The sequence below is a fragment of the Aeromicrobium phragmitis genome (assembly GCF_003674095.1).
Classification (GTDB): Bacteria; Actinomycetota; Actinomycetes; order Propionibacteriales; family Nocardioidaceae; genus Aeromicrobium; species Aeromicrobium phragmitis.
Window position 1 is genome coordinate 106,728 of sequence record NZ_RDBF01000011.1, and the last position, 17,270, is coordinate 123,997.

17 protein-coding genes are annotated in these 17,270 nt (G+C 69.0%); 10 read left to right on the forward strand and 7 right to left on the reverse strand.

The window, feature by feature from the left end; translation table 11 throughout:
• Window positions 1–4: 4 nt before the first annotated feature.
• Entirely contained in the window at window positions 5–1,057 is a 1,053-nt protein-coding gene (locus D9V41_RS13415) for a LacI family DNA-binding transcriptional regulator (protein WP_166376045.1), read from the reverse strand.
• 312 nt (window positions 1,058–1,369) lie between these two features.
• On the opposite strand from D9V41_RS13415, the gene D9V41_RS13420 reads away from it, so the two are divergent.
• From D9V41_RS13420 to D9V41_RS13445, 6 genes are all read left to right on the forward strand, one after another.
• Window positions 1,370–2,929: an ABC transporter substrate-binding protein gene (locus D9V41_RS13420; RefSeq protein WP_121795086.1), complete on the forward strand. Its 1,560-nt coding sequence runs from the start codon at window positions 1,370–1,372 to the stop codon at window positions 2,927–2,929.
• 63 nt (window positions 2,930–2,992) lie between these two features.
• Complete coding sequence (locus D9V41_RS13425) at window positions 2,993–3,940, forward strand: ABC transporter permease (RefSeq protein WP_121795087.1); 948 nt, start codon at window positions 2,993–2,995, stop codon at window positions 3,938–3,940.
• Window positions 3,940–4,815 carry an ABC transporter permease gene (locus D9V41_RS13430; protein WP_121795088.1) on the forward strand — a complete coding sequence of 292 codons (876 nt, stop codon included), beginning with the start codon at window positions 3,940–3,942 and terminating at the stop codon, window positions 4,813–4,815. Before D9V41_RS13425 ends, D9V41_RS13430 begins: the two co-directional genes overlap by 1 nt.
• A 36-nt stretch (window positions 4,816–4,851) precedes the next feature.
• A complete protein-coding gene (locus tag D9V41_RS13435; protein WP_121795089.1) occupies window positions 4,852–5,721 on the forward strand; it encodes a sugar phosphate isomerase/epimerase family protein in 870 nt (289 codons plus the stop codon).
• A complete protein-coding gene (locus D9V41_RS13440; protein WP_243697276.1) occupies window positions 5,718–7,394 on the forward strand; it encodes an ABC transporter ATP-binding protein in 1,677 nt (558 codons plus the stop codon). Before D9V41_RS13435 ends, D9V41_RS13440 begins: the two co-directional genes overlap by 4 nt.
• 54 nt (window positions 7,395–7,448) lie before the next feature.
• Window positions 7,449–8,393, forward strand: a complete 945-nt coding sequence (locus D9V41_RS13445; RefSeq protein ID WP_121795091.1) for a M28 family metallopeptidase — start codon at window positions 7,449–7,451, stop codon at window positions 8,391–8,393.
• Here D9V41_RS13445 and D9V41_RS13450 read toward each other — a convergent pair.
• Together D9V41_RS13450 and D9V41_RS13455 are read right to left on the reverse strand one after the other, a co-directional pair.
• Entirely contained in the window at window positions 8,385–9,758 is a 1,374-nt protein-coding gene (locus D9V41_RS13450; RefSeq protein WP_133434190.1) for a CapA family protein, read from the reverse strand. The genes D9V41_RS13445 and D9V41_RS13450 overlap by 9 nt on opposite strands.
• Window positions 9,759–9,891: 133 nt before the next feature.
• Window positions 9,892–10,998, reverse strand: coding sequence for a citrate synthase 2 (locus D9V41_RS13455; protein ID WP_121795126.1), 1,107 nt, complete (start codon window positions 10,996–10,998; stop codon window positions 9,892–9,894).
• A 36-nt stretch (window positions 10,999–11,034) separates the two neighbouring features.
• On the opposite strand from D9V41_RS13455, the gene pdxH reads away from it, so the two are divergent.
• Entirely contained in the window at window positions 11,035–11,673 is a 639-nt protein-coding gene (gene pdxH / locus D9V41_RS13460; RefSeq protein ID WP_121795093.1) for a pyridoxamine 5'-phosphate oxidase, read from the forward strand.
• Window positions 11,674–11,677: 4 nt separating this feature from the next.
• On the opposite strand, the gene D9V41_RS13465 is transcribed toward pdxH, so the two are convergent.
• Complete coding sequence (locus tag D9V41_RS13465; protein ID WP_121795094.1) at window positions 11,678–12,373, reverse strand: hypothetical protein; 696 nt, start codon at window positions 12,371–12,373, stop codon at window positions 11,678–11,680.
• A gap of 113 nt (window positions 12,374–12,486) precedes the next feature.
• On the opposite strand from D9V41_RS13465, the gene D9V41_RS13470 reads away from it, so the two are divergent.
• A complete protein-coding gene (locus D9V41_RS13470; protein ID WP_121795127.1) occupies window positions 12,487–13,176 on the forward strand; it encodes an iron-dependent transcriptional repressor DtxR in 690 nt (229 codons plus the stop codon).
• Window positions 13,173–14,093, forward strand: coding sequence for a sigma-70 family RNA polymerase sigma factor (locus D9V41_RS13475; protein ID WP_121795095.1), 921 nt, complete (start codon window positions 13,173–13,175; stop codon window positions 14,091–14,093). Before D9V41_RS13470 ends, D9V41_RS13475 begins: the two co-directional genes overlap by 4 nt.
• On the opposite strand, the gene D9V41_RS13480 is transcribed toward D9V41_RS13475, so the two are convergent.
• Window positions 14,026–14,610: a carboxymuconolactone decarboxylase family protein gene (locus tag D9V41_RS13480; protein ID WP_121795096.1), complete on the reverse strand. Its 585-nt coding sequence runs from the start codon at window positions 14,608–14,610 to the stop codon at window positions 14,026–14,028. The two genes, D9V41_RS13475 and D9V41_RS13480, sit on opposite strands and share 68 nt — an antisense overlap.
• Before the next feature lie 125 nt (window positions 14,611–14,735).
• Between D9V41_RS13480 and D9V41_RS13485 the strand changes: the two genes are divergently transcribed.
• Window positions 14,736–15,236 (forward strand): PGPGW domain-containing protein, encoded by a 501-nt coding sequence (locus D9V41_RS13485; protein WP_121795097.1) that lies wholly within the window; start codon window positions 14,736–14,738, stop codon window positions 15,234–15,236.
• Here D9V41_RS13485 and D9V41_RS13490 read toward each other — a convergent pair.
• The gene (locus D9V41_RS13490) at window positions 15,176–16,144 is read right to left on the reverse strand and encodes a DNA topoisomerase IB (RefSeq protein ID WP_121795098.1); all 969 of its coding nucleotides are present in this window, start codon (window positions 16,142–16,144) and stop codon (window positions 15,176–15,178) included. The two genes, D9V41_RS13485 and D9V41_RS13490, sit on opposite strands and share 61 nt — an antisense overlap.
• Before the next feature lie 34 nt (window positions 16,145–16,178).
• The gene (locus D9V41_RS13495; RefSeq protein WP_121795099.1) at window positions 16,179–17,270 is read right to left on the reverse strand and encodes an acyltransferase family protein; all 1,092 of its coding nucleotides are present in this window, start codon (window positions 17,268–17,270) and stop codon (window positions 16,179–16,181) included.

The following is a 17,270-nucleotide window of genomic DNA, read 5'->3' on the forward strand; positions in this document are numbered from 1 at the left end:
TGAGTCAGCGGGGCGGAGCTGTCGACTCGCGGGGGATGAGGTGAGCTGGGAGGCGAAGGTCGCGCTCGTCGGGATCGATGTCGCGCAGCTGCGCCAGCAGCCGTGTCGCCGCCGCTGATCCCAGCTCATGACGCGGCTGGTCGATGACGGTGATGGATGGCCGCACCAGGGTGGTCCATTCTTGGTCGTCGAAGCCGATGAAGGAGATGTCGTCGGGGACGGCGACCTGGTGGTCGGCCACCGCGTTGTAGGCGCCGAGCGTCACGATGGCGTCCGTGCAGTACAGAGCCGTGAAACCGAGGCCAGCGTCCAACGCGGCGCTGACCGCCGCCCGGGCGGAGCCCGCGTCGTAGTCCGACTCGAGCACCAGGTCCTGATCGAGCTCGACCCCGTGGTCGTCCAGGGCCTGGACGTAGCCGAGCAGCCGCTGCGTGGAGGGGCGGAGGCTCGAGATCTCGGCATCTGGCGGAAGCTCGCGGAGGTCGGTGAGTCGATCGGGCGCTTCGGTGACGATGGCGATGCGCCGGTGCCCCAGTTCGATGAGGTACTCCGTGGCGAGTCGGGATGCTCCGACGTGGTCCACCGAGACGAGGGGGAGGTCGGCGAGGGCGGGCATCCGGCGGTCCAGCAGGACGACGGGTGTCCCGTCCTCGACGAGGCGGGTGATGGCCTCGGGGGCGTCTTGGAAGACGGGGGCCACCACGAAGCCGTCTGCCCGCTTTTCCGCCAACAGCTCCAGGGACCGAGCCTCGACATCGGCGTCGTTGTCGGTATTGCTGACGATGACCTCGAAGCCCGCCGACCGGGCCGCGTCGGTCAGACCCCGCAACGTCGCCGAGAAGAACGCGTTCGCCACGTCGGGGATCACCGCCGCGATGGTGTGGCTGCTGCCCGAGACCATGGCACGCGCCAGCGCATTGGGTCGGTACCCGAGCCGTTGCGCCGCCTCCGTGACCCGTCGCTGGGTCGCGGGACTCGCCGATCCCCGTCCGGAGAGCACCCGGGCCGCGGACGATTTCGAGACTCCGGCTTCGCGGGCCACATCGATCACGGTCACGGACTGATTGCGTCGGGACACCACTAGGCCTTCTCACTTTCAGCGGGAACCGGTTGTCCGGTCGTCCGCATCTTAGACAAGCGGAGCGACGAGCCCCGGAAACTGGGCCGCGCACCTCGGGGAAAATGACACGAGCGTGACGTGTGACGAAGGGTACACAAACCCATTGACACCGTTCCCAACCCTGGTCCACACTGTCAGGAGCCTCGGCGTGGGAGCGTTCCCACTTCGCTTTCCCTTCAGGGCCGCCGAGGCCGCCTTCGGGCCCCAATACGCGGCGACCGCCAGGTCGCCCACCGTGAGGAGACAACGATGCGAACACTATCGAGCGGCGGCGCGCGCAGCGCTCTTCGGCTCGCCGCAGCGACGACCGCGGCAGCCCTTGTGCTCACGGCCTGCTCCGGAGGGAGTGGTTCGGAGGACAACGGGGGAGGAACCTTGCGTTTCGGCCTCGACAGCGACGTCCCCAACCTGGTGACCCCGCAGAACCAGGGCAGTGCCTCGATGATGCTCAACAGCGTCCTGCACCGAGGCCTGGTGGCCTACGACGCGGACGGCGAGGTCGTACCGGCCCTCGCCGAGCGGTGGGAGGAGGAAGGCAATCAGGTATTCACCTTCCATCTTCGCGAGGGACTCACGTTCCACGACGGCTCGGACCTGACCAGTGACGACGTCAAGGCCACCTTCGAACACCTGCGGGACCCTGAGGCGGTCGCCAAGCTCTTCCCGGTGGCGGAGGGTATCGAGTCCATCGAAACCCCCGACGAGCTCACCGCCGTGGTGCAGCTCGCCGAGCCCGACGCGGCGTTCCTGCCCTACCTCGCGGACGTCTCCGGCGCCATCTTGCCGAGCGAGTCCATCGGAGCGGACGACCCCACGTACGTCGGTGCCGGGCCCTTCTCGTTCGTCAGCTACGAGCAAGGTTCGTCGTTCGTCGTGGAGCGGTTCGACGAGTACTACGAGCCGGACGAACCGGCGTACGACACGATCGAGTTCCAGATCCTTCCCGATCAGTCCGCTCGCGACAACGCACTGCTCAGCGGTAGCGTCGACATGATCTCCTTCGTGGGCTGGAGCAGCTACGACCAGGTGGAGAACGCGGCGAACCTCGTCCTCGACGAGACCGAGGGTCCGTTCATGTACCTGCAGTTCAATACGACCCCGGAGAGTCCCTTCAGCGACCCCCGGGTGCGACAGGCCGTCGCATACGCCGTGGACCGGCAAGCGGTCGTGGATTCGGCGCTCGGCGGTGAAGGCGCTCCGCTGTGGGGGATGCCGATGCCCGAGAGCAGTGACTTCTACAACGACGATCAAGCCAACTATTACGAACAAGATCTCGACAAGGCCCGCCAGCTCCTGGCCGAAGCCGGATACCCCGACGGCTTCACCGCACGGATGCTGTCGTCGTCCCAGTACGACTTCCACCAGAACACCGCACTGTCGGTCCAAGGTGACCTGGAGAAGATCGGCATCGAGCTCGAGATGAACCTTCCGGATTGGCCGACGCGCCTCCAGCTGGGGGCCGAGGGCGCATACGACATCGCCGTGTACGGAACCGTCGGCGTGACCAACGACCCCGCGTGGCTCGATCAGATGCTCACGCCCGCGGGCTCGCAGAACGCGCCCTTCGGGTACGACGATCCGACGGTCAACGAGTTGCTCGACCGCGGACGGGCGGCGGCCGACGAGGATGAGCGCAAGGCGATCTACGATGAGCTCGGCGAGCACGTCCTCGAGCAAGCGCCGATCATCGGACTCGCCTGGCGTTCTCAGGCGTACGGCTACGTCGACACCATCGAAGGCTTCTCGAACATCCCCGGATTCCTGACCTTCGATTCCGGCTACACGCTGGCGTCCGCTGCTCCGAAGTGACGCTCGTGGCCCACGGGCGGGCTGGTCCCGCCCGTGGGCCACGATGTGCGGGAAGGAACCTCAATGCTCTCCACCATCGTGAAGCGGCTCGCCGTTGGTGTGGTCCTGTTGTGGGTGGTCTCGACGGTCGTGTTCCTGGCGCTTCAGCTGGTGCCCGGGGACCCGGCCCGCACGATCCTCACCGGTACGGGAGCGACTCCGAGTGAAGCCGCGATCGAGCAGCTGCGAGAGCAGCTCGGCCTGAACCTACCGATGTGGGAGCAGTACGCGCGGTTCATGGGGCAGCTCCTCACCGGATCGCTCGGTGAATCGCTGCGCAACGGACAGGACGTCACCGCGCTGATCGGTCAGCGGTTGCCGCGCACGCTCGAACTGGTCATCGCCACCACGCTCGTCTCGGTCGTCCTCGGCGTCGCGCTCGGCGCGTCGGCCGCGCGGCGCGGCGGCTGGCTCGACCGGGCGCTCACCCTGGGAACCTCCTTCGGTGTGGCGGTCCCGGCCTACGTCGCCGCCGTCGTACTCGTGTACGTCTTCGGCGTGCAGCTCCAGTGGCTGCCGTCGGGCGGTTACGTGGCGTTCGCGACCGATCCGATCGAAAACCTGCGCTCCCTGATCCTTCCCACGATCGCGCTCTCGATCGGGTTCACCGCGATCGTCGCCCGGATGACGCGCACGTCGGTGCTGAGCGTGGGCGAGCAGGATTGGGTCCGCACTGGGCGGGCAGTCGGCCTCACACAGCGACAGGTGTTCAGCCGCCACGTCCTCCGCAACTCGCTCACGCCCGTTCTCAGCGTGACGGGTCTGCAGATGGGCGCTTTGCTTGGCGGCACCGTCATCGTGGAGCGCGTCTTCAGCTGGCCGGGTCTGTCCGCGCTCCTGGTCGACTCGGTCAGCAACCGCGACTACCCCGTCGTTCAAGGCGTGGTGCTCGTCATCGCGGCGCTCTTCGTGCTGCTCAACATCGTCGTGGACATCGTCTACGGATTCCTCGACCCCCGGGGGAGGGACTAATGAGTCGTCTGCCATCGCTGCTCAGGGAGTTCCGGTCGCCGGGAACCCTGGCCGCCGCAGCCTTCCTCGGGCTACTGATCGTCGCGGCGGTCCTCGCTCCTTGGGTCGCACCCTACGACCCGCTCGCGCAGAGTTCCCACCGACTGCTCTCGCCGGGCGGGGCGCACCTGCTGGGCACCGATCAGTTCGGCCGGGACGTATTCTCACGGCTGGTCACCGGGGCGCGTGTGGACCTGCTGGTCTCGTTCGGCGCGGCAGGACTGGCCGCGTTCCTCGGCGTCTCCATCGGACTCGTCGGGGGAACCTCGCGCGGGCTGGTCCGAATGCTCACGATGCGCGGTATCGAAGTCATCCTCGCGTTCCCGCCGATCGTCTTCGCCTTGCTCGTCGTTACCCTCTTCGGTCCTGGCGCTCTCACCCTCGTCGTGACGATGGGCATCCTGTTCGCACCGAGCTTCGCGCGCATCGTCTACGGCGAGGTGCTCACCATCAGCAATCTCGAGTACGTGCAGGCCAGCAGGGTCATCGGCAGCTCACGCCGACGGATTCTGGGCCGCGTCATCCTCCCGGGCGTGCTTCCACCCGTCCTCGTGCAGCTGTCGCTCACGGTGGCCACCGCCATGCTGCTCTCCTCGGGGTTGAGCTACCTGGGCCTCGGTGTGGTTCCGCCGACTCCTTCCTGGGGCGGGATGATCGCCGAGGGACAAGCGCTGATGATGCAGTCGCCGCTGTTGTTGCTGTTCAGCAGCGGCGTCGTCGTGGCGACGGTGTTGTGCTTCTCCGTACTCGCCGACGCGCTCGAACGCGCGCTGGACCCCCGCCGCGGACGCGGCCGGCGTCCGGCAACCCCTGCCAAGCCGCTCAGCGTGAGCTGACTCGCGGTGAGCGTGCCTTCAGAAAGGAGGTGCCCGATGCGAATCGGCGCCCACAGTCAGATGTTCATTCACGACATCGCCGAGGACGTGGACGGCGTGTTCGACGCGGTGGCGTCCTACGGTCTGGATGCGATCGAGCTGCACGTCGGCGATGCGACGACGTTCCCCACCGAAGCCGTGGCGAAGGCAGCACGACGCACGGGCCTCGAGGTGGTCCTCGGAACGGCTCTTCGTGCCGGACAGTCGACGATCGCCGAAGAGGCTCACGTGCGCCAGCAGGGACTGGATCACCTGCGCCGATGCATCGCCATCGCCGAAGCGGTGGGGGCTGGGGTCATCGCGGGCGGCGTGCACTCCGCCAACGGCTCGTTCGTCGGTCGCGGACGCACCGAAGCCGAGTGGGCACGCTCGGTCCACGCACTGCAAGCGGTGGCGTCCGACGCCGAGGCAGCCGACGTGGTCGTGACCGTCGAGCCGGTGAGCCGGTACTCGGGTTACTTCCTCAACACGGCCACCGACGCGATTGCGCTCGTGGATGCCGTGGATTCCTCCCACGTCGCGGTGCAACTCGACACGTTCCACATGAACATCGAGGAGGCCGACCCGGTGGCCGCGATCGAGGCAGCCGGATCGCGGCTGCGGCACTTCCATGCGGTCGAGAACAACCGCGGTATCCCCGGCACCGGGCAGGTGCCGTGGCGGGCGATCTTCGAGGCACTCGAGCGCATCGGGTATGACGGTCTCTTCGTCTACGAGCACTTTCCGCGGACCTTGCCCCAGATGGCGGTGCGGACTCACACCTGGCGAACGATCGCCACCAGCGAGGAGGTGTGTGTCGAGGGCAGCCGCCGGTTGCGCGCCATCGCTGCCGACGCAGGTTATGGCGTGCGGACGGGGCGACGATGATGCGCGAGACGGCGAACACCGCCGTGCTGGAAGCTCGATCGCTCAGCGTCGGGTTCATCCAGGACGAAGGCGCCACGTCCTGGGTCACGCAGGACGTCTCGTTCACGGTCGCAGCGGGGGAGACGCTGGCGATCGTCGGAGAATCCGGCTCCGGCAAGACGGTCACCGCCATGTCGGTGCTCGACCTGTTGCCCGGCAACGCCGTTCGCCGCGGCGAGATCCTGTTCCGCGGTGAGGACCTGGTGTCCGCGCCGGCGGAACGCCTCCGACGGACTCGTGGGCAGGACATCGCCATGGTGTTCCAGGAGCCGATGACCGCTTTCAATCCCGTGTACTCGATCGGCCGGCAGATCGCCGATGCCATTCGGTCCCACCAGGCGATCTCGAGGAAAGCGGCGATGGAACGAGCGGTGGAGCTGCTGCAACTCGTGGGAATCCCAGAGCCGGAGCGGCGAGTGAGGAGCTTTCCCCACCAGCTCTCGGGAGGTCAGCGTCAGCGAGCCATGATCGCCATGGCGATTGCGTGTCGGCCGTCCGTGCTGATTGCTGACGAACCCACCACGGCGCTGGACGTGACCGTTCAGAAGGAGATTCTGCAGCTGCTGCGCCGGTTGCAGCGAGAACTCTCGATGGCGATCGTCCTCATCACGCACGACATGGGCGTCGTCGCCGAGATGGCGGACCGGGTGATCGTCATGCGCGCCGGAGAGGTGGTGGAACGCGCTGAGGTGCACGAGCTGTTCGCTCACCCCACGCACCCATACACGCGGGCGCTCCTGGACGCGGTTCCCCGCATCGACTCGGTCGCGCCGGACCCGGTACGTGAGACGACGCCGACCGGCGCCATGGCGCTCGAAGTCACCGATCTCCACGTCCGCTATCGCGGACCGTGGGGACGTCCGGGCTTCCTCGCGGTGCAGGATGTGAGCTTTGCCATTCCACAAGGGCGCATGCTCGGCCTCGTAGGGGAGTCGGGTTCAGGAAAATCGACCATCGGTCGCGCGATCGTCGGCCTCGCGCCCATCGAATCTGGACAGGTGCGCGTCAACGGGCGCGAGTTGAACACGGCGGCGAGCCGGCAGCCCGCCGAGGTTCGACGGGAGTACGCCATGGTCTTCCAGGATCCGGCGTCCTCGTTGAACCCTCGGATGAGTATCGGTGACAGCATCGCTGAGCCGCTCGTGGTGCACCGGCGGAGGTCGAGCGACAAGGAGCGTCGCGCGCGCGTGGCTGAACTGCTGGACATGGTGGAGCTTCCGAAAGACTGGTCGGGACGGTTTCCGCATGAGTTGTCGGGCGGGCAGCGCCAGCGCATCGGTATCGCGCGGGCGCTGGCGCTCGAACCGACGTTGCTGATCGCCGATGAGCCGACCTCCGCGCTCGACGTCTCGGTGCAAGCGGCGGTGCTGCGCATCCTGCAGGAGTTGCAGGAGCGGTTGGGTTTCTCGTGCCTGTTCATCAGCCACGATCTCGCGGTCGTCGAACTGTTGGCCGATCAGGTTGCGGTGCTGCAGCACGGTCGTCTGGTCGAGTCCGGTCCGACGGCGCAGGTGCTGCGCGAGCCACGCGAGGACTACACCCGCCGCCTCGTCGAGGCGGCTCCGGTGCCCGATCCGGTGGTGCAGCGCAGGCGTGTGGGGCGTCCGCCTCAGGGAACTGCACTGACGGGCTAGCGCCACGCCCAGCGATGTGGTGGGCTCGTGCCACGGGGACTCATAGGGGACACCATGACGCGACTGCTACCGGGGCTGTTGTTCGGCCTGCTCGTGCTCGCGGGCTGCACGGGGACGAGTCCCGATGGCGGGCCGAGTCCCGAGGCGAGCACCTCGTCGCCGGCTCCCACGACACCGCCTGCGCCCCCGGAGTTCGAGATCGAGTGGGTCATGGCGGACGTGCGTCACCTCGCCGAGACGATCGGTCCCCGCCACGGCACCTCCCCGGCATACGCCGAAGCCGCGGACTGGGTGCAGCGGCGGTTGACCGAATTCGGCTACACCGTGACCCGGCAGGACGTCATGGCTCCCGCGGGCACCACGTGGGGCGTCGACGTGCCGGCCGGCAACTCGCCGAACGTCGTGGCCGCCCGGCCCGGTGCCGTGGCGTCGGAGCCGCACGTCGTCGTCGGCGCGCACCTGGACACCATTCCGGTCGCGCCCGGAGCCGAGGACAACGCCTCGGGCGTGGCGGTCATGCTCGAACTCGCCCGGATCGTCGCCGAGACCGAGATCCCCGTGCGCTTCGTCGCCTTCGGCGCGGAGGAGCCGCGAGGGCCCGGCGACGCGCTCCACCACTTCGGTTCCCAGCAGTACGTCGCCGCGCTCGACGACGCGAGTCGCGCGGCGATCCGCGCGATGGTGGCGCTCGACCGGGTCGGCGTGCCCGGACCCGAGGTACCGATCTGCTCGGGCGACTCCCCGGCGGGCACCGTCGCCGTCCGTGATCAGCTCGCCGCCGCCGCGGCAGCGGCGGGCGTGCCGCACACCGTCTGCGGCGGTAACACCACCAGTGACCATTGGTCGTTCGACAAGGCGGGGGTTCCTGCTGCCCGGCTCGGTTCCATCCCCTACGCCGGGTACCACTCGCCCGGCGACACGGTCGACGTCATCGATCCCGGACACCTCGGGCGCACCGGGACCATCATGCGGGCGTGGCTGCTCGACGCGTCACGGTAGGCCGCCGTCGAACGGTGGCGAACTCGCCTGCCGGGCCAGCTCGAGGATGACCGCGGCCCGCTCTCCCTCGACCGGCCGCGGCGTGAAACTCTCGTCGATGACATAGGGGAGCGGCCGCACGCCGAGCACCTGATCGCGGGTGGCGAGGACCTCGACGAGGATGCCCTCCTGCGTCTCGCGCATGAAGTCCATGTCGAAGACGAGGTTGCCCAGCGAGTGCACCACCGTGGCATCCTCGTGCTGCTCCCACCCCTGCACCCAGTGCGGATGCCCGCCGACGACGGCGTCGGCGCCGGCGTCGGTGAAGGCGCGCGCCATCTCGCGCTGGCTCGGCTCGGGGACGTTCGTGTACTGAGTGCCCCAGTGGGGGACCACGATCACGAGGTCGACCTGAGTGGCCAGCGTGGTGATGTCGTCGCGGGCGCGTTGCAGGGCCGTTTGATCGATCGTCGGGCCGGTGCGCGGTGGCGCGTCGATCCGGTTGGTGCCCGGCGAATCGGGACTCGCGGCCGGGGTCTCGCCGATGGAGTCGGTGGCGTAGAAGCCGATGCGCACGTCGGCGGCGTCCACGATCGCCGGCTCTCGCGCGCTGGCGAGGTCTTCCCCCGCCCCCACCACGGCGAATCCGGCGTCGCGCAAGAGCCGGAAGGTCGTGAGCATGGGCTCGGTCCCGTAGTCGCCCACGTGATTGTTGGCCAACCCGACGACGTCGATACCGGCGTCCCGCATGCCGCTGAGCACGCCGGGGTCGGCGCCGAACGAGTCCGACCCCTGCTGCGGTGGGCCCGCCGTCGAGAGCGTGGACTCCAGGTTGACGAAGGTCGCGTCGGCCGCCGCGAGGAGATCCCCGATGCCGGACCACACGGCGGACAGATCACCGCGCTGCGCGAGATTGGCACCGACGCGTCGGCCGAGCATCACGTCACCGCCGATCAGCACTCGCGCGTGGGCGTCGAGCGGTCGATCGCTCGACGTCGTCAACGGGTAGTCGTCGTCGAGCGGATCGAGACCGCCGACGGTCGCCGGGCGAACGGTGGGCCTCGTGCGGTCCGCGGGCAGCAGGGCGATGGCGGCGTCGTCCGCGAGCACCGCCGCGATCGCTTCATCCGGTGCGTCGTCCGCGCGGACCACGCGCAGGGGTTCGTCCTGGCCCGTGAGTGCGGCCCAGGAGTCGATGTCGCCCGCGACCAGGGCCTCGGCCTGCTCCACGTCGAGGTCGAGTGCGGGCCGGCTCAGCGAGGTCGCGATGCTGACCGGAATCCGGTGTTCGGGCGGTTCGGGCGTCCGATCCTGCTCTTCGGCGACGCATCCGAGCAGCAGCGCGGCAGTCGCCGCGAACAGCGATAGCCGTGCCAGCACTCTCATGGGTCTCAGGATACGGACGATTCGATTCAGGACTAGTCACAAAGGACTAGTCGGGATAGTCTGTTCATCACGTGGACGAAGGCCCGGCCATCTCGGGGGGATGGCCGGGCCTTTGGTTTGTCTGCGGTACTGCTCAGGCGGTCGCCCAGGCGGGGTTCCAGCCCTCCACCTCGTCGGCGCGACGCTCCTTGGGACCGACGTACGCCGAGGACGGGCGGATGAGGCGGCCGGTGCGCTTCTGCTCCAGGATGTGCGCACTCCACCCCGCGGTGCGAGCCGAGGTGAACATCGCGGTGAACATGTGCGGCGGAATCTGCGCGAAGTCCAGGACGATCGCGGCCCAGAACTCGACGTTGGTCTCGAGCACTCGGTCCGGTCGGCGCTCGCGCAGCTCGGCGAGGGCGGCTTGCTCGAGCGCCTCGGCCACCTCCGCACGCGGGGCGCTGAGTTCCTTGGCCGTTCGGCGCAAGGTGCGGGCCCGGGGATCCTCGGCGCGATAGACCCGGTGGCCGAAGCCCATGAGCCGCTGGCCGCTGTCGAGCAGTTGTTTGACGTACGCGCGGGCGTCCCCGGACTTCTCGACCTCCTCGATCATGCCGAGCACCCGCGAGGGGGCGCCACCGTGCAGCGGTCCGGACATCGCGCCCACGGCTCCGGACAGCGCGGCGGCAGCGTCGGCGCCGGTCGAGGCGATGACCCGTGCGGTGAAGGTCGAGGCGTTCATCCCGTGCTCGGCCGCGGAGACCCAGTAGGCGTCGATGGCCTTGGCGTGGTCGGGGTTGACCTCACCGCGCCAGCGGGTGAGGAAGCGCTCGGTGATGGTCTCGCACTTGTCGATCTCCGACTGCGGCACCATCGGCTGGCCCACACCGCGCGCGGCCTGGGCCACGTACGAGAGCACCATGACGGCGGTCCGGGCGAGGTCGTCGCGGGCCTGCTCGTCGCTGATGTCGTAGAGCTGACCCATGCCCCACTGGGGAGCGGTCAGCGCGATCGCGCTCTGCACGTCGGCCCGGATGTCACCGGAGTGCACCGGGATCGGGAACGGTTCCGCGGGCGGGAGCCCGGGCTCGTAGCGGCCGTCGACCAGCAGACCCCAGATCTTCTCGAACGGCACGCGGCCGACGAGGTCGTCGATGTCGACGCCGCGGTACCGAAGCGCCGACCCTTCCTTGTCGGGCTCCGCGATCTCGCTCTCGAACGCGACGACGCCCTCTAGTCCGTGATGCACTTCAGTCATGCCTGCATTCTGCACTGCCGCGGATACCGTGTCTGCATGGACTCCAACGACCTCGCGGCGATGCGTCACGAGTACGAAGCCGGCGGGCTGAGCGAGGAGGAAGCGGGCGACGACCCCTATCGCCTGTTCGACCGGTGGATGGTCGATGCGATGACCTCGGGCCTGCACGAGCCGAACGCGATGGTGCTCGCCACGGCCACCGCGGACGGCCGCCCGTCAGTGCGCACGGTCCTGCTCAAGGGCCTGGATGATCGCGGGGCGATGTTCTACACGAACTACGAGTCGCGCAAGGGTCGCGAGCTTGCGGAGAACCCCCGTGCCGCCGTCGTCATGCCGTGGCACCCGCTGCAGCGTCAGGTGCGGTTCGAGGGCGTCGTGACGAAGGCCGATCCGCTCGAGTCGGACGCCTACTTCATGGCACGTCCCGAAGGCGGCCGGATCAGCGCGGCCGCCTCGCCGCAGTCCCAGCCGGTGGCAGGCCGGTCGGAGCTCGAGCGGCTGTGGGCGAAGGCGCAGGAGCGCGGGGCCGGCGACCAGCGGCCCGAGCACTGGGGCGGGTATCGCATCGTCATCGACACGTTCGAGTTCTGGCAGGGTCGGCGCAATCGTTTCCACGACCGGATCCGCTTCCGTCTCGACGGCGACCGCTGGCTGCGCGACCGCCTCGCGCCGTGACCGGCTATCCGTTGATCTGGATCCAGACCTGCTCGGCTCGGCCGACGAGCTCGCCCTCGGGGGTGTAGAGCGCGGTCGCGGTGAAGAACTTGCGGCGGTCCTGGCGGTCGAGCTGCCCGATGGCGTGGTACCGCTGGCCCGGCTCCGGGAACCGATAGACCTCCGCGGTCATCGTGCCGAGCAGCATCGGCTGCCGCGAGAAGTCGGCGGCCCATCCGCCCGGGCAGTCGAGCGCGGCCCAGGCGACCGGCGCGCCGATGCGGCCGTCCTCGTCGGCGAACGCGTCGTGTGCGTCCCAGGGCGCCGCGGTCGTGCCGTCGCCGACGGGCCCGGAGAAGATGCGCAGTCCGTCGCCGGGCTCACGCAGGGTGCCGCACGTGAAGCATCGGTCGAACGGGTGGTGGTGAAACCCCGGATACGCCTTGAGGCCGGCTTCCACGCCGTCGGCATCGACGAAGGCCGGTGCCTCGCGTTCGAAGGTGCCGGTTTTCGCGATGCCGACCACGGCGCCACCGTGGGTCAGCAGGCGCACTTCCTCGTCGTCCTGCTCCCAGGTCAGCGGTGTCTCGAGCGGCGGGGGTGTGCGCAGCATCGCCGAGACCGGTCCTTCGTGGTCGAGGGCGGCGGCCACCAAGCCGCTCACGTATCCGCCGTTACCGGTCGTCGGCGGCCCGTTGAACTGCTGCGCGATGGTCACCATGGGGCCACCGTAGCGGTCGCGTGGCGGTGGGTCGCCGCACCTCATCGTGTCGGCTCACGCGGGTGTTCGCACATCGAAACATCCACTCCCGCGGGCATGGAACAATGGAGCGCGTGAGCGACCTCATCGATACCACCGAGATGTACCTGCGCACCATCTTCGAGCTCGAGGAAGAGGGCATCGTCCCGCTGCGCGCCCGCATCGCCGAGCGCTTGCACCAGAGCGGGCCGACGGTGAGCCAGACGGTCGCCCGCATGGAGCGCGACGGTCTGCTGACCGTCGAGGGCGACCGCCACCTGGAACTGTCCGAGAAGGGCCGCGCGCTGGCGATCCGGGTCATGCGCAAGCATCGGCTCGCCGAGCGGTTGCTCACCGACGTCATCGGCCTGGAGATCGAGTACGTCCACGACGAAGCCTGCCGCTGGGAGCACGTGATCTCCGAGCAGGTCGAGCGCCGGCTCATCGAGCTGCTCGAGCATCCCACCGAGTCGCCCTACGGCAACCCGATCCCCGGTCTCGACGAACTCGGTCAGGTAGTCCCGCCGGCCGGCTTCCTCGACGGCGTCCAGCCGCTCAGCAAAGCGGTCACCGGCTCGGCGGAGCCGACCCGGCTGGTGGTGCGCCGTATCGCCGAGGAGCTGCAGAAGGACACCGAGGTCATGTCGGTGCTGCGTCGCGTCGGCGCGCTCCCCGGCAACGACATCCTCGCGTCCTACGGTCACGACGGCGTCGTCGTCGCCCGCCAGGGCGAGACCGCCGAGATCGATCGCGACGCCGCAGCGCACTTGTTCGTCTCGATGTGAGCCTCTTCGAGCGGGAACGGCCGCGGCTGCTGGCGTTGGCGTACCGGCTCACCGGCAGCATCACCGACGCGGAGGACGCGGTCCAGGAGTCCTGGCTGCGGTTCGAGCGGACCGAGGACGTCCGCGATCCCGCGGCCTGGCTCACCACGGTCGTGAGCCGCATCTGCCTCGATCGCCTCACCTCGGCGGCCGCGCGCCGCGAGCACTATGTCGGCACGTGGCTGCCCGAGCCCGTCGTCCGTGAGCGCGACGCCACCGCCGCCGACCCGCTCGACGTCGTCGTCCGCGACGACGAACTGCGCTATGCCGCCCTCGTCGTCCTCGAGACGCTGGCGCCGGCACAGCGGGTCGCCCTGGTCCTCCACGACGCCTTCGAAGTCCCGTTCGCCCAGGTCGCGGAGGTGCTGGGGGTCTCGCCCGCGCATGCCCGGCAACTGGCCGTCCGCGCGCGCAAGGCGGTCACGCCCGCACCACCGCCGGTGTCCCCCGGCGAGCACGCGGAGGCGGTCGAGCGTCTCATGCACGCCGTCCTCGAGGGCGACCTCGAGGCCGTCGTCGCGGCGCTCCACCCGGACATCGTGGCTTACGGCGACTCGAACGGCCGCACGCCGACGGCAGGACGCCCGATCCGCGGGGCCGCCCACGTGGCGCGCTTCCTCCTCGGTCTCGTCCGGCTGTACGGCCCCGAGCGCCTCGCGCACCTTCGTCTCGAGCAGGTCAACGGCCGGCTCGGCCTCGTCACGCCGGGTACCGACGGCCGGTTCCCGGCCCGGGTCACCGCGTTCACCGTGACCGAGGGCCGGGTCGTCGCCACCTACGACATCGCCAACCCGGACAAGCTCGGGGGCGTCAGGCTCGAGCAGTGGTCTCCCACGGCACCCGACACGCCGCCCCGGAGGAGAACCCCTGGTCGGTGATGCCGAGGGCGTGGTTCATCCGGGCCCGGTGGTTCTCGTGTGCGATCTGGTAGACGAGCGTGAGTGTCGCCTCCCGCCCGATCCGGTCCACGAGTTCGGCGACCAGATCGGTCGCGTCGCCCGCCGGCGTCGCGGACATGGCGTCGGTCAGGCGCTGCACCAGGCGCTCGTCGTCGCTGAACTCCTCGGCCGTCTCGTACTCGTCGATCCGCTGCAGCCGCTCCACGTCCAGGCCGTCGAGCCGCTGCAGCATGGCGCCGAAGTCGACGCACCACGAACACCCGATCGTCCAGGCGGCGCGATAGACCGCGAGTTGGTACAGCGCGGTCGGAGCGCCCCGGCTGGCGCGCTCGAGCCCCAGCTCGTGGGCGATGGACAGCCGCATCAGCGGCGGGTGGTGCGCTGCGACGGCGAACGGTTCGGCGACCGCACCGAAGCGCCGCTTCATTACGCGGTAGGCCAGCCGGGTCAGCGGGCCGGCATCGGCGGGCGCGAGAGGTGCGATGGGCAAGGTCATGGCCACTCCTTCGGTCGAGCGGCCCCGCTGGCCGCCTCACCCCCTTGACGACACGGCTCGCCGAAATGTGACAACCGGAGGCCTTCTCTTCGCCGACGTTAAGAATCACCTGGCATGCTGTCGTCATGGCGCGGGGATCGAGGCTGCTCGGGTGGTTCGACCGGACCGGCAGCGAACTGCTGGGTTGGACGCTCGTCGTCCTCGGCCTGTTCATGTTGGTGCTTCCCGGTCCCGGGCTGCTCGGCATGGTCGGCGGCATCGCGCTGCTCGCCCGGCACTACCACTGGGCACGGCGCATCCTCGATCCACTGCACGAGAAGGCCATCGAAGCGGCGCGCTACGGCGTCGCGACGTGGCCGCGTATCGTCCTCAGCGCCCTCGGCGCGGCGTGCATCTTCGCGGTCGGCGTCGTCTGGTGGTCCGACCTCACCATTCCGGAGTTCGAGGTCTTCGGCCTCGACTTCGGGCCGACGTTGCCGGCCGACAGCCCGGCGACCGCGATCGCCCTGTGGGGTTCGGCCGCGATCGCCTGGTTCCTGCTCGGCTACAGCATCTGGAAGTACCGTTACGGTCCGGCGTCCAAGATGCCCAGCACCTCGCGCTCCAAGGAGGGCGCGACCGACTGACCCGGCTCCGGCATGCGATGCTCGGCCGAGACCGTGATGCCGTGCTCGAAGAGGTCGACCACGCGCGGATCGACGTACGACGACCGCGCGACCGCGGGCGTGTTGCCCAGGTGTTCAGCCACTTCGCGCATCGCCGCGGTCACCGCCCGCTTGCGTGCGGTCTTGGTCCTGGCGTCGCCGTGGGCGAGGGCCAGGGCGGCGATCACGGTGCCCCGCCACGTGCGAAAGTCCTTGGCGGTGAAGTCGCCCTGCAACACCTCCTTGATGTAGGCGTTGACGTCCTCGGGGGCCACCGGGTGCCATCCTGCGCGATCGCGCCAGGCGAGCAGCTGATCGCCTCCAGTCCGCCGTCGCAGCATCGGCTCGACCGCCCCGGTGATGCGCGAGTCCGACACCGTCACGTTGACCTCCTGACCCGACTTTCCGGTGTACGTGAAGACGATCCCCTCGCGGCGGCGACGAACGTGGTCGCGCAGCACGGTCGTCAACCCGAAGCTGCCGTACTCCTCGGTGTACCGGTCCGAGCCGATCCGGAAGACGCCGAGGTCCAGCAGCGCGAAGGCGGTGGCCTGCGCGTGGCGGAGCCCGAGGTCGTCGGTCGAAAGGTGCCGCCGCACCACGGGCCGACGCCGCACCAGGGCGTCGGCGAAGTCCTCCATCGCCTGGAACTTCTGGCGGTCGCGATGTTCGCGCCATGCCGGGTGGTACAGGTACTGGCGCCGTCCCGACTCGTCGGTTCCGACGGCCTGGAGGTGCCCGTTCTCGATTGGGCAGATCCAGACCTCCTTCCACGCCGGCGGGATCACGAGCTTCTTGCAGCGCTCGATGTCGATGGCCGCTAACGGCGCGCCCTGTTCGTCGAGATAGCGGAACCCGCGCCCGTGACGAACGCGCGTCCAGCCCGGCATCGACGCCGATACCCTGCGTAAGCGCACCACCTGATCAAGCCCCCTTCGAGCGCGGCGCGACCTCCCGGCGCAGCTGCCGCTCGATCACACGGCGGAAGTGCCCACTGAACGGCTTATCGACCCAGCGGTACAGCGCGACGGTCGCGATCGCCACGACGACGACGGCTCCGCCCACCGCCGGCCAGGCGGCCCAGCCGTGATCGCGCAGGAGTTCGATGACGTACCACCCGAGCCGCTCGTGGACCAGGTACAGGGGATAGGTGAGAGCGCCGGCCGTCGTGAGCCAGCCCCAGCGGACGTACTGCAGCCGGGTGCAACTGAACGCCCACATCGCGAAGGCGGTGGCCAAGATGACGACGGTGACCAGGCCACGGTGGGGCGTGATCTCGTCGGTTCGGTCCATGAAGGGGGTGAAGGCCTCCGCGCTGCGATAGGCGATGAAGGCCACGTTCATGCCCAGGGCGAGGGCGGTGTCGACGCGGAACCCGCGTTCGCGATGGACCAGGTAGAGCACCATGCCGAAGGCGAACAGCGGAGCCTGGTTCGGCATCAGCAGTTCCACGAGAAGCGCGCTGTCGCTTGACTTCGCCCATGCGCCGAGCAGCGGCCACAGCAGGGCGAAGGCCAGTACCCGCTCGCGGGTGATGCCGATGAGCAGGAAGATGCCGATGAGCAGGTAGAACTTCAACTCCACATAGAGCGTCCAGTACACCCCGTCGAGGTTCTTGGCCTCGAAAGCCTGCTGCAGCATGGTGAAGTTGAGCGCCCAGTCCTCCCAACCGATGTCCCGCCAGGGCTCGCCGGGAAACGAGGGCCGCAGGACGAGCACGATGAAGCCCGCGATGAGGACCGCCGCCCAGTACGCCGGGTAGAGACGACCTACGCGCGAAGCGATGTAGGACGGAAGGTCGCGCCCCCACGTCGTCATCAAGATGACGAAACCGCTGATGATGAAGAAGGAGTAGACGAGCAGAGCCCCGTACGTCGCAACGTGCGAGAACCAGCCGAAGTCCTCGATCTGACTAGGATAACGGGCCGTATAGTGGTAGAGCAGGATGCCCAACGCGGCGATGAAGCGCGTGCCATCGAGGAGCCGGAGTCGTGGCGCGGTCGTGCTGGTGCTCAC

What these genes read in the sequence shown, in the direction of transcription:
- D9V41_RS13425 (WP_121795087.1), top strand. Translation starts at nt 2,993, where the DNA reads ATGCTCTCCACCATCGTGAAGCGGCTCGCCGTTGGTGTGGTCCTGTTG.
- D9V41_RS13445 (WP_121795091.1), top strand. Translation starts at nt 7,449, where the DNA reads ATGACGCGACTGCTACCGGGGCTGTTGTTCGGCCTGCTCGTGCTCGCG.
- D9V41_RS13480 (WP_121795096.1), bottom strand. Translation starts at nt 14,610, where the DNA reads ATGACCTTGCCCATCGCACCTCTCGCGCCCGCCGATGCCGGCCCGCTG.
- D9V41_RS13450 (WP_133434190.1), bottom strand. Translation starts at nt 9,758, where the DNA reads ATGAGAGTGCTGGCACGGCTATCGCTGTTCGCGGCGACTGCCGCGCTG.
- D9V41_RS13490 (WP_121795098.1), bottom strand. Translation starts at nt 16,144, where the DNA reads ATGCCGGGCTGGACGCGCGTTCGTCACGGGCGCGGGTTCCGCTATCTC.
- D9V41_RS13435 (WP_121795089.1), top strand. Translation starts at nt 4,852, where the DNA reads ATGCGAATCGGCGCCCACAGTCAGATGTTCATTCACGACATCGCCGAG.
- D9V41_RS13455 (WP_121795126.1), bottom strand. Translation starts at nt 10,998, where the DNA reads ATGACTGAAGTGCATCACGGACTAGAGGGCGTCGTCGCGTTCGAGAGC.
- D9V41_RS13420 (WP_121795086.1), top strand. Translation starts at nt 1,370, where the DNA reads ATGCGAACACTATCGAGCGGCGGCGCGCGCAGCGCTCTTCGGCTCGCC.
- D9V41_RS13440 (WP_243697276.1), top strand. Translation starts at nt 5,718, where the DNA reads ATGATGCGCGAGACGGCGAACACCGCCGTGCTGGAAGCTCGATCGCTC.
- pdxH (WP_121795093.1), top strand. Translation starts at nt 11,035, where the DNA reads ATGGACTCCAACGACCTCGCGGCGATGCGTCACGAGTACGAAGCCGGC.
- D9V41_RS13430 (WP_121795088.1), top strand. Translation starts at nt 3,940, where the DNA reads ATGAGTCGTCTGCCATCGCTGCTCAGGGAGTTCCGGTCGCCGGGAACC.
- D9V41_RS13465 (WP_121795094.1), bottom strand. Translation starts at nt 12,373, where the DNA reads ATGGTGACCATCGCGCAGCAGTTCAACGGGCCGCCGACGACCGGTAAC.
- D9V41_RS13485 (WP_121795097.1), top strand. Translation starts at nt 14,736, where the DNA reads ATGGCGCGGGGATCGAGGCTGCTCGGGTGGTTCGACCGGACCGGCAGC.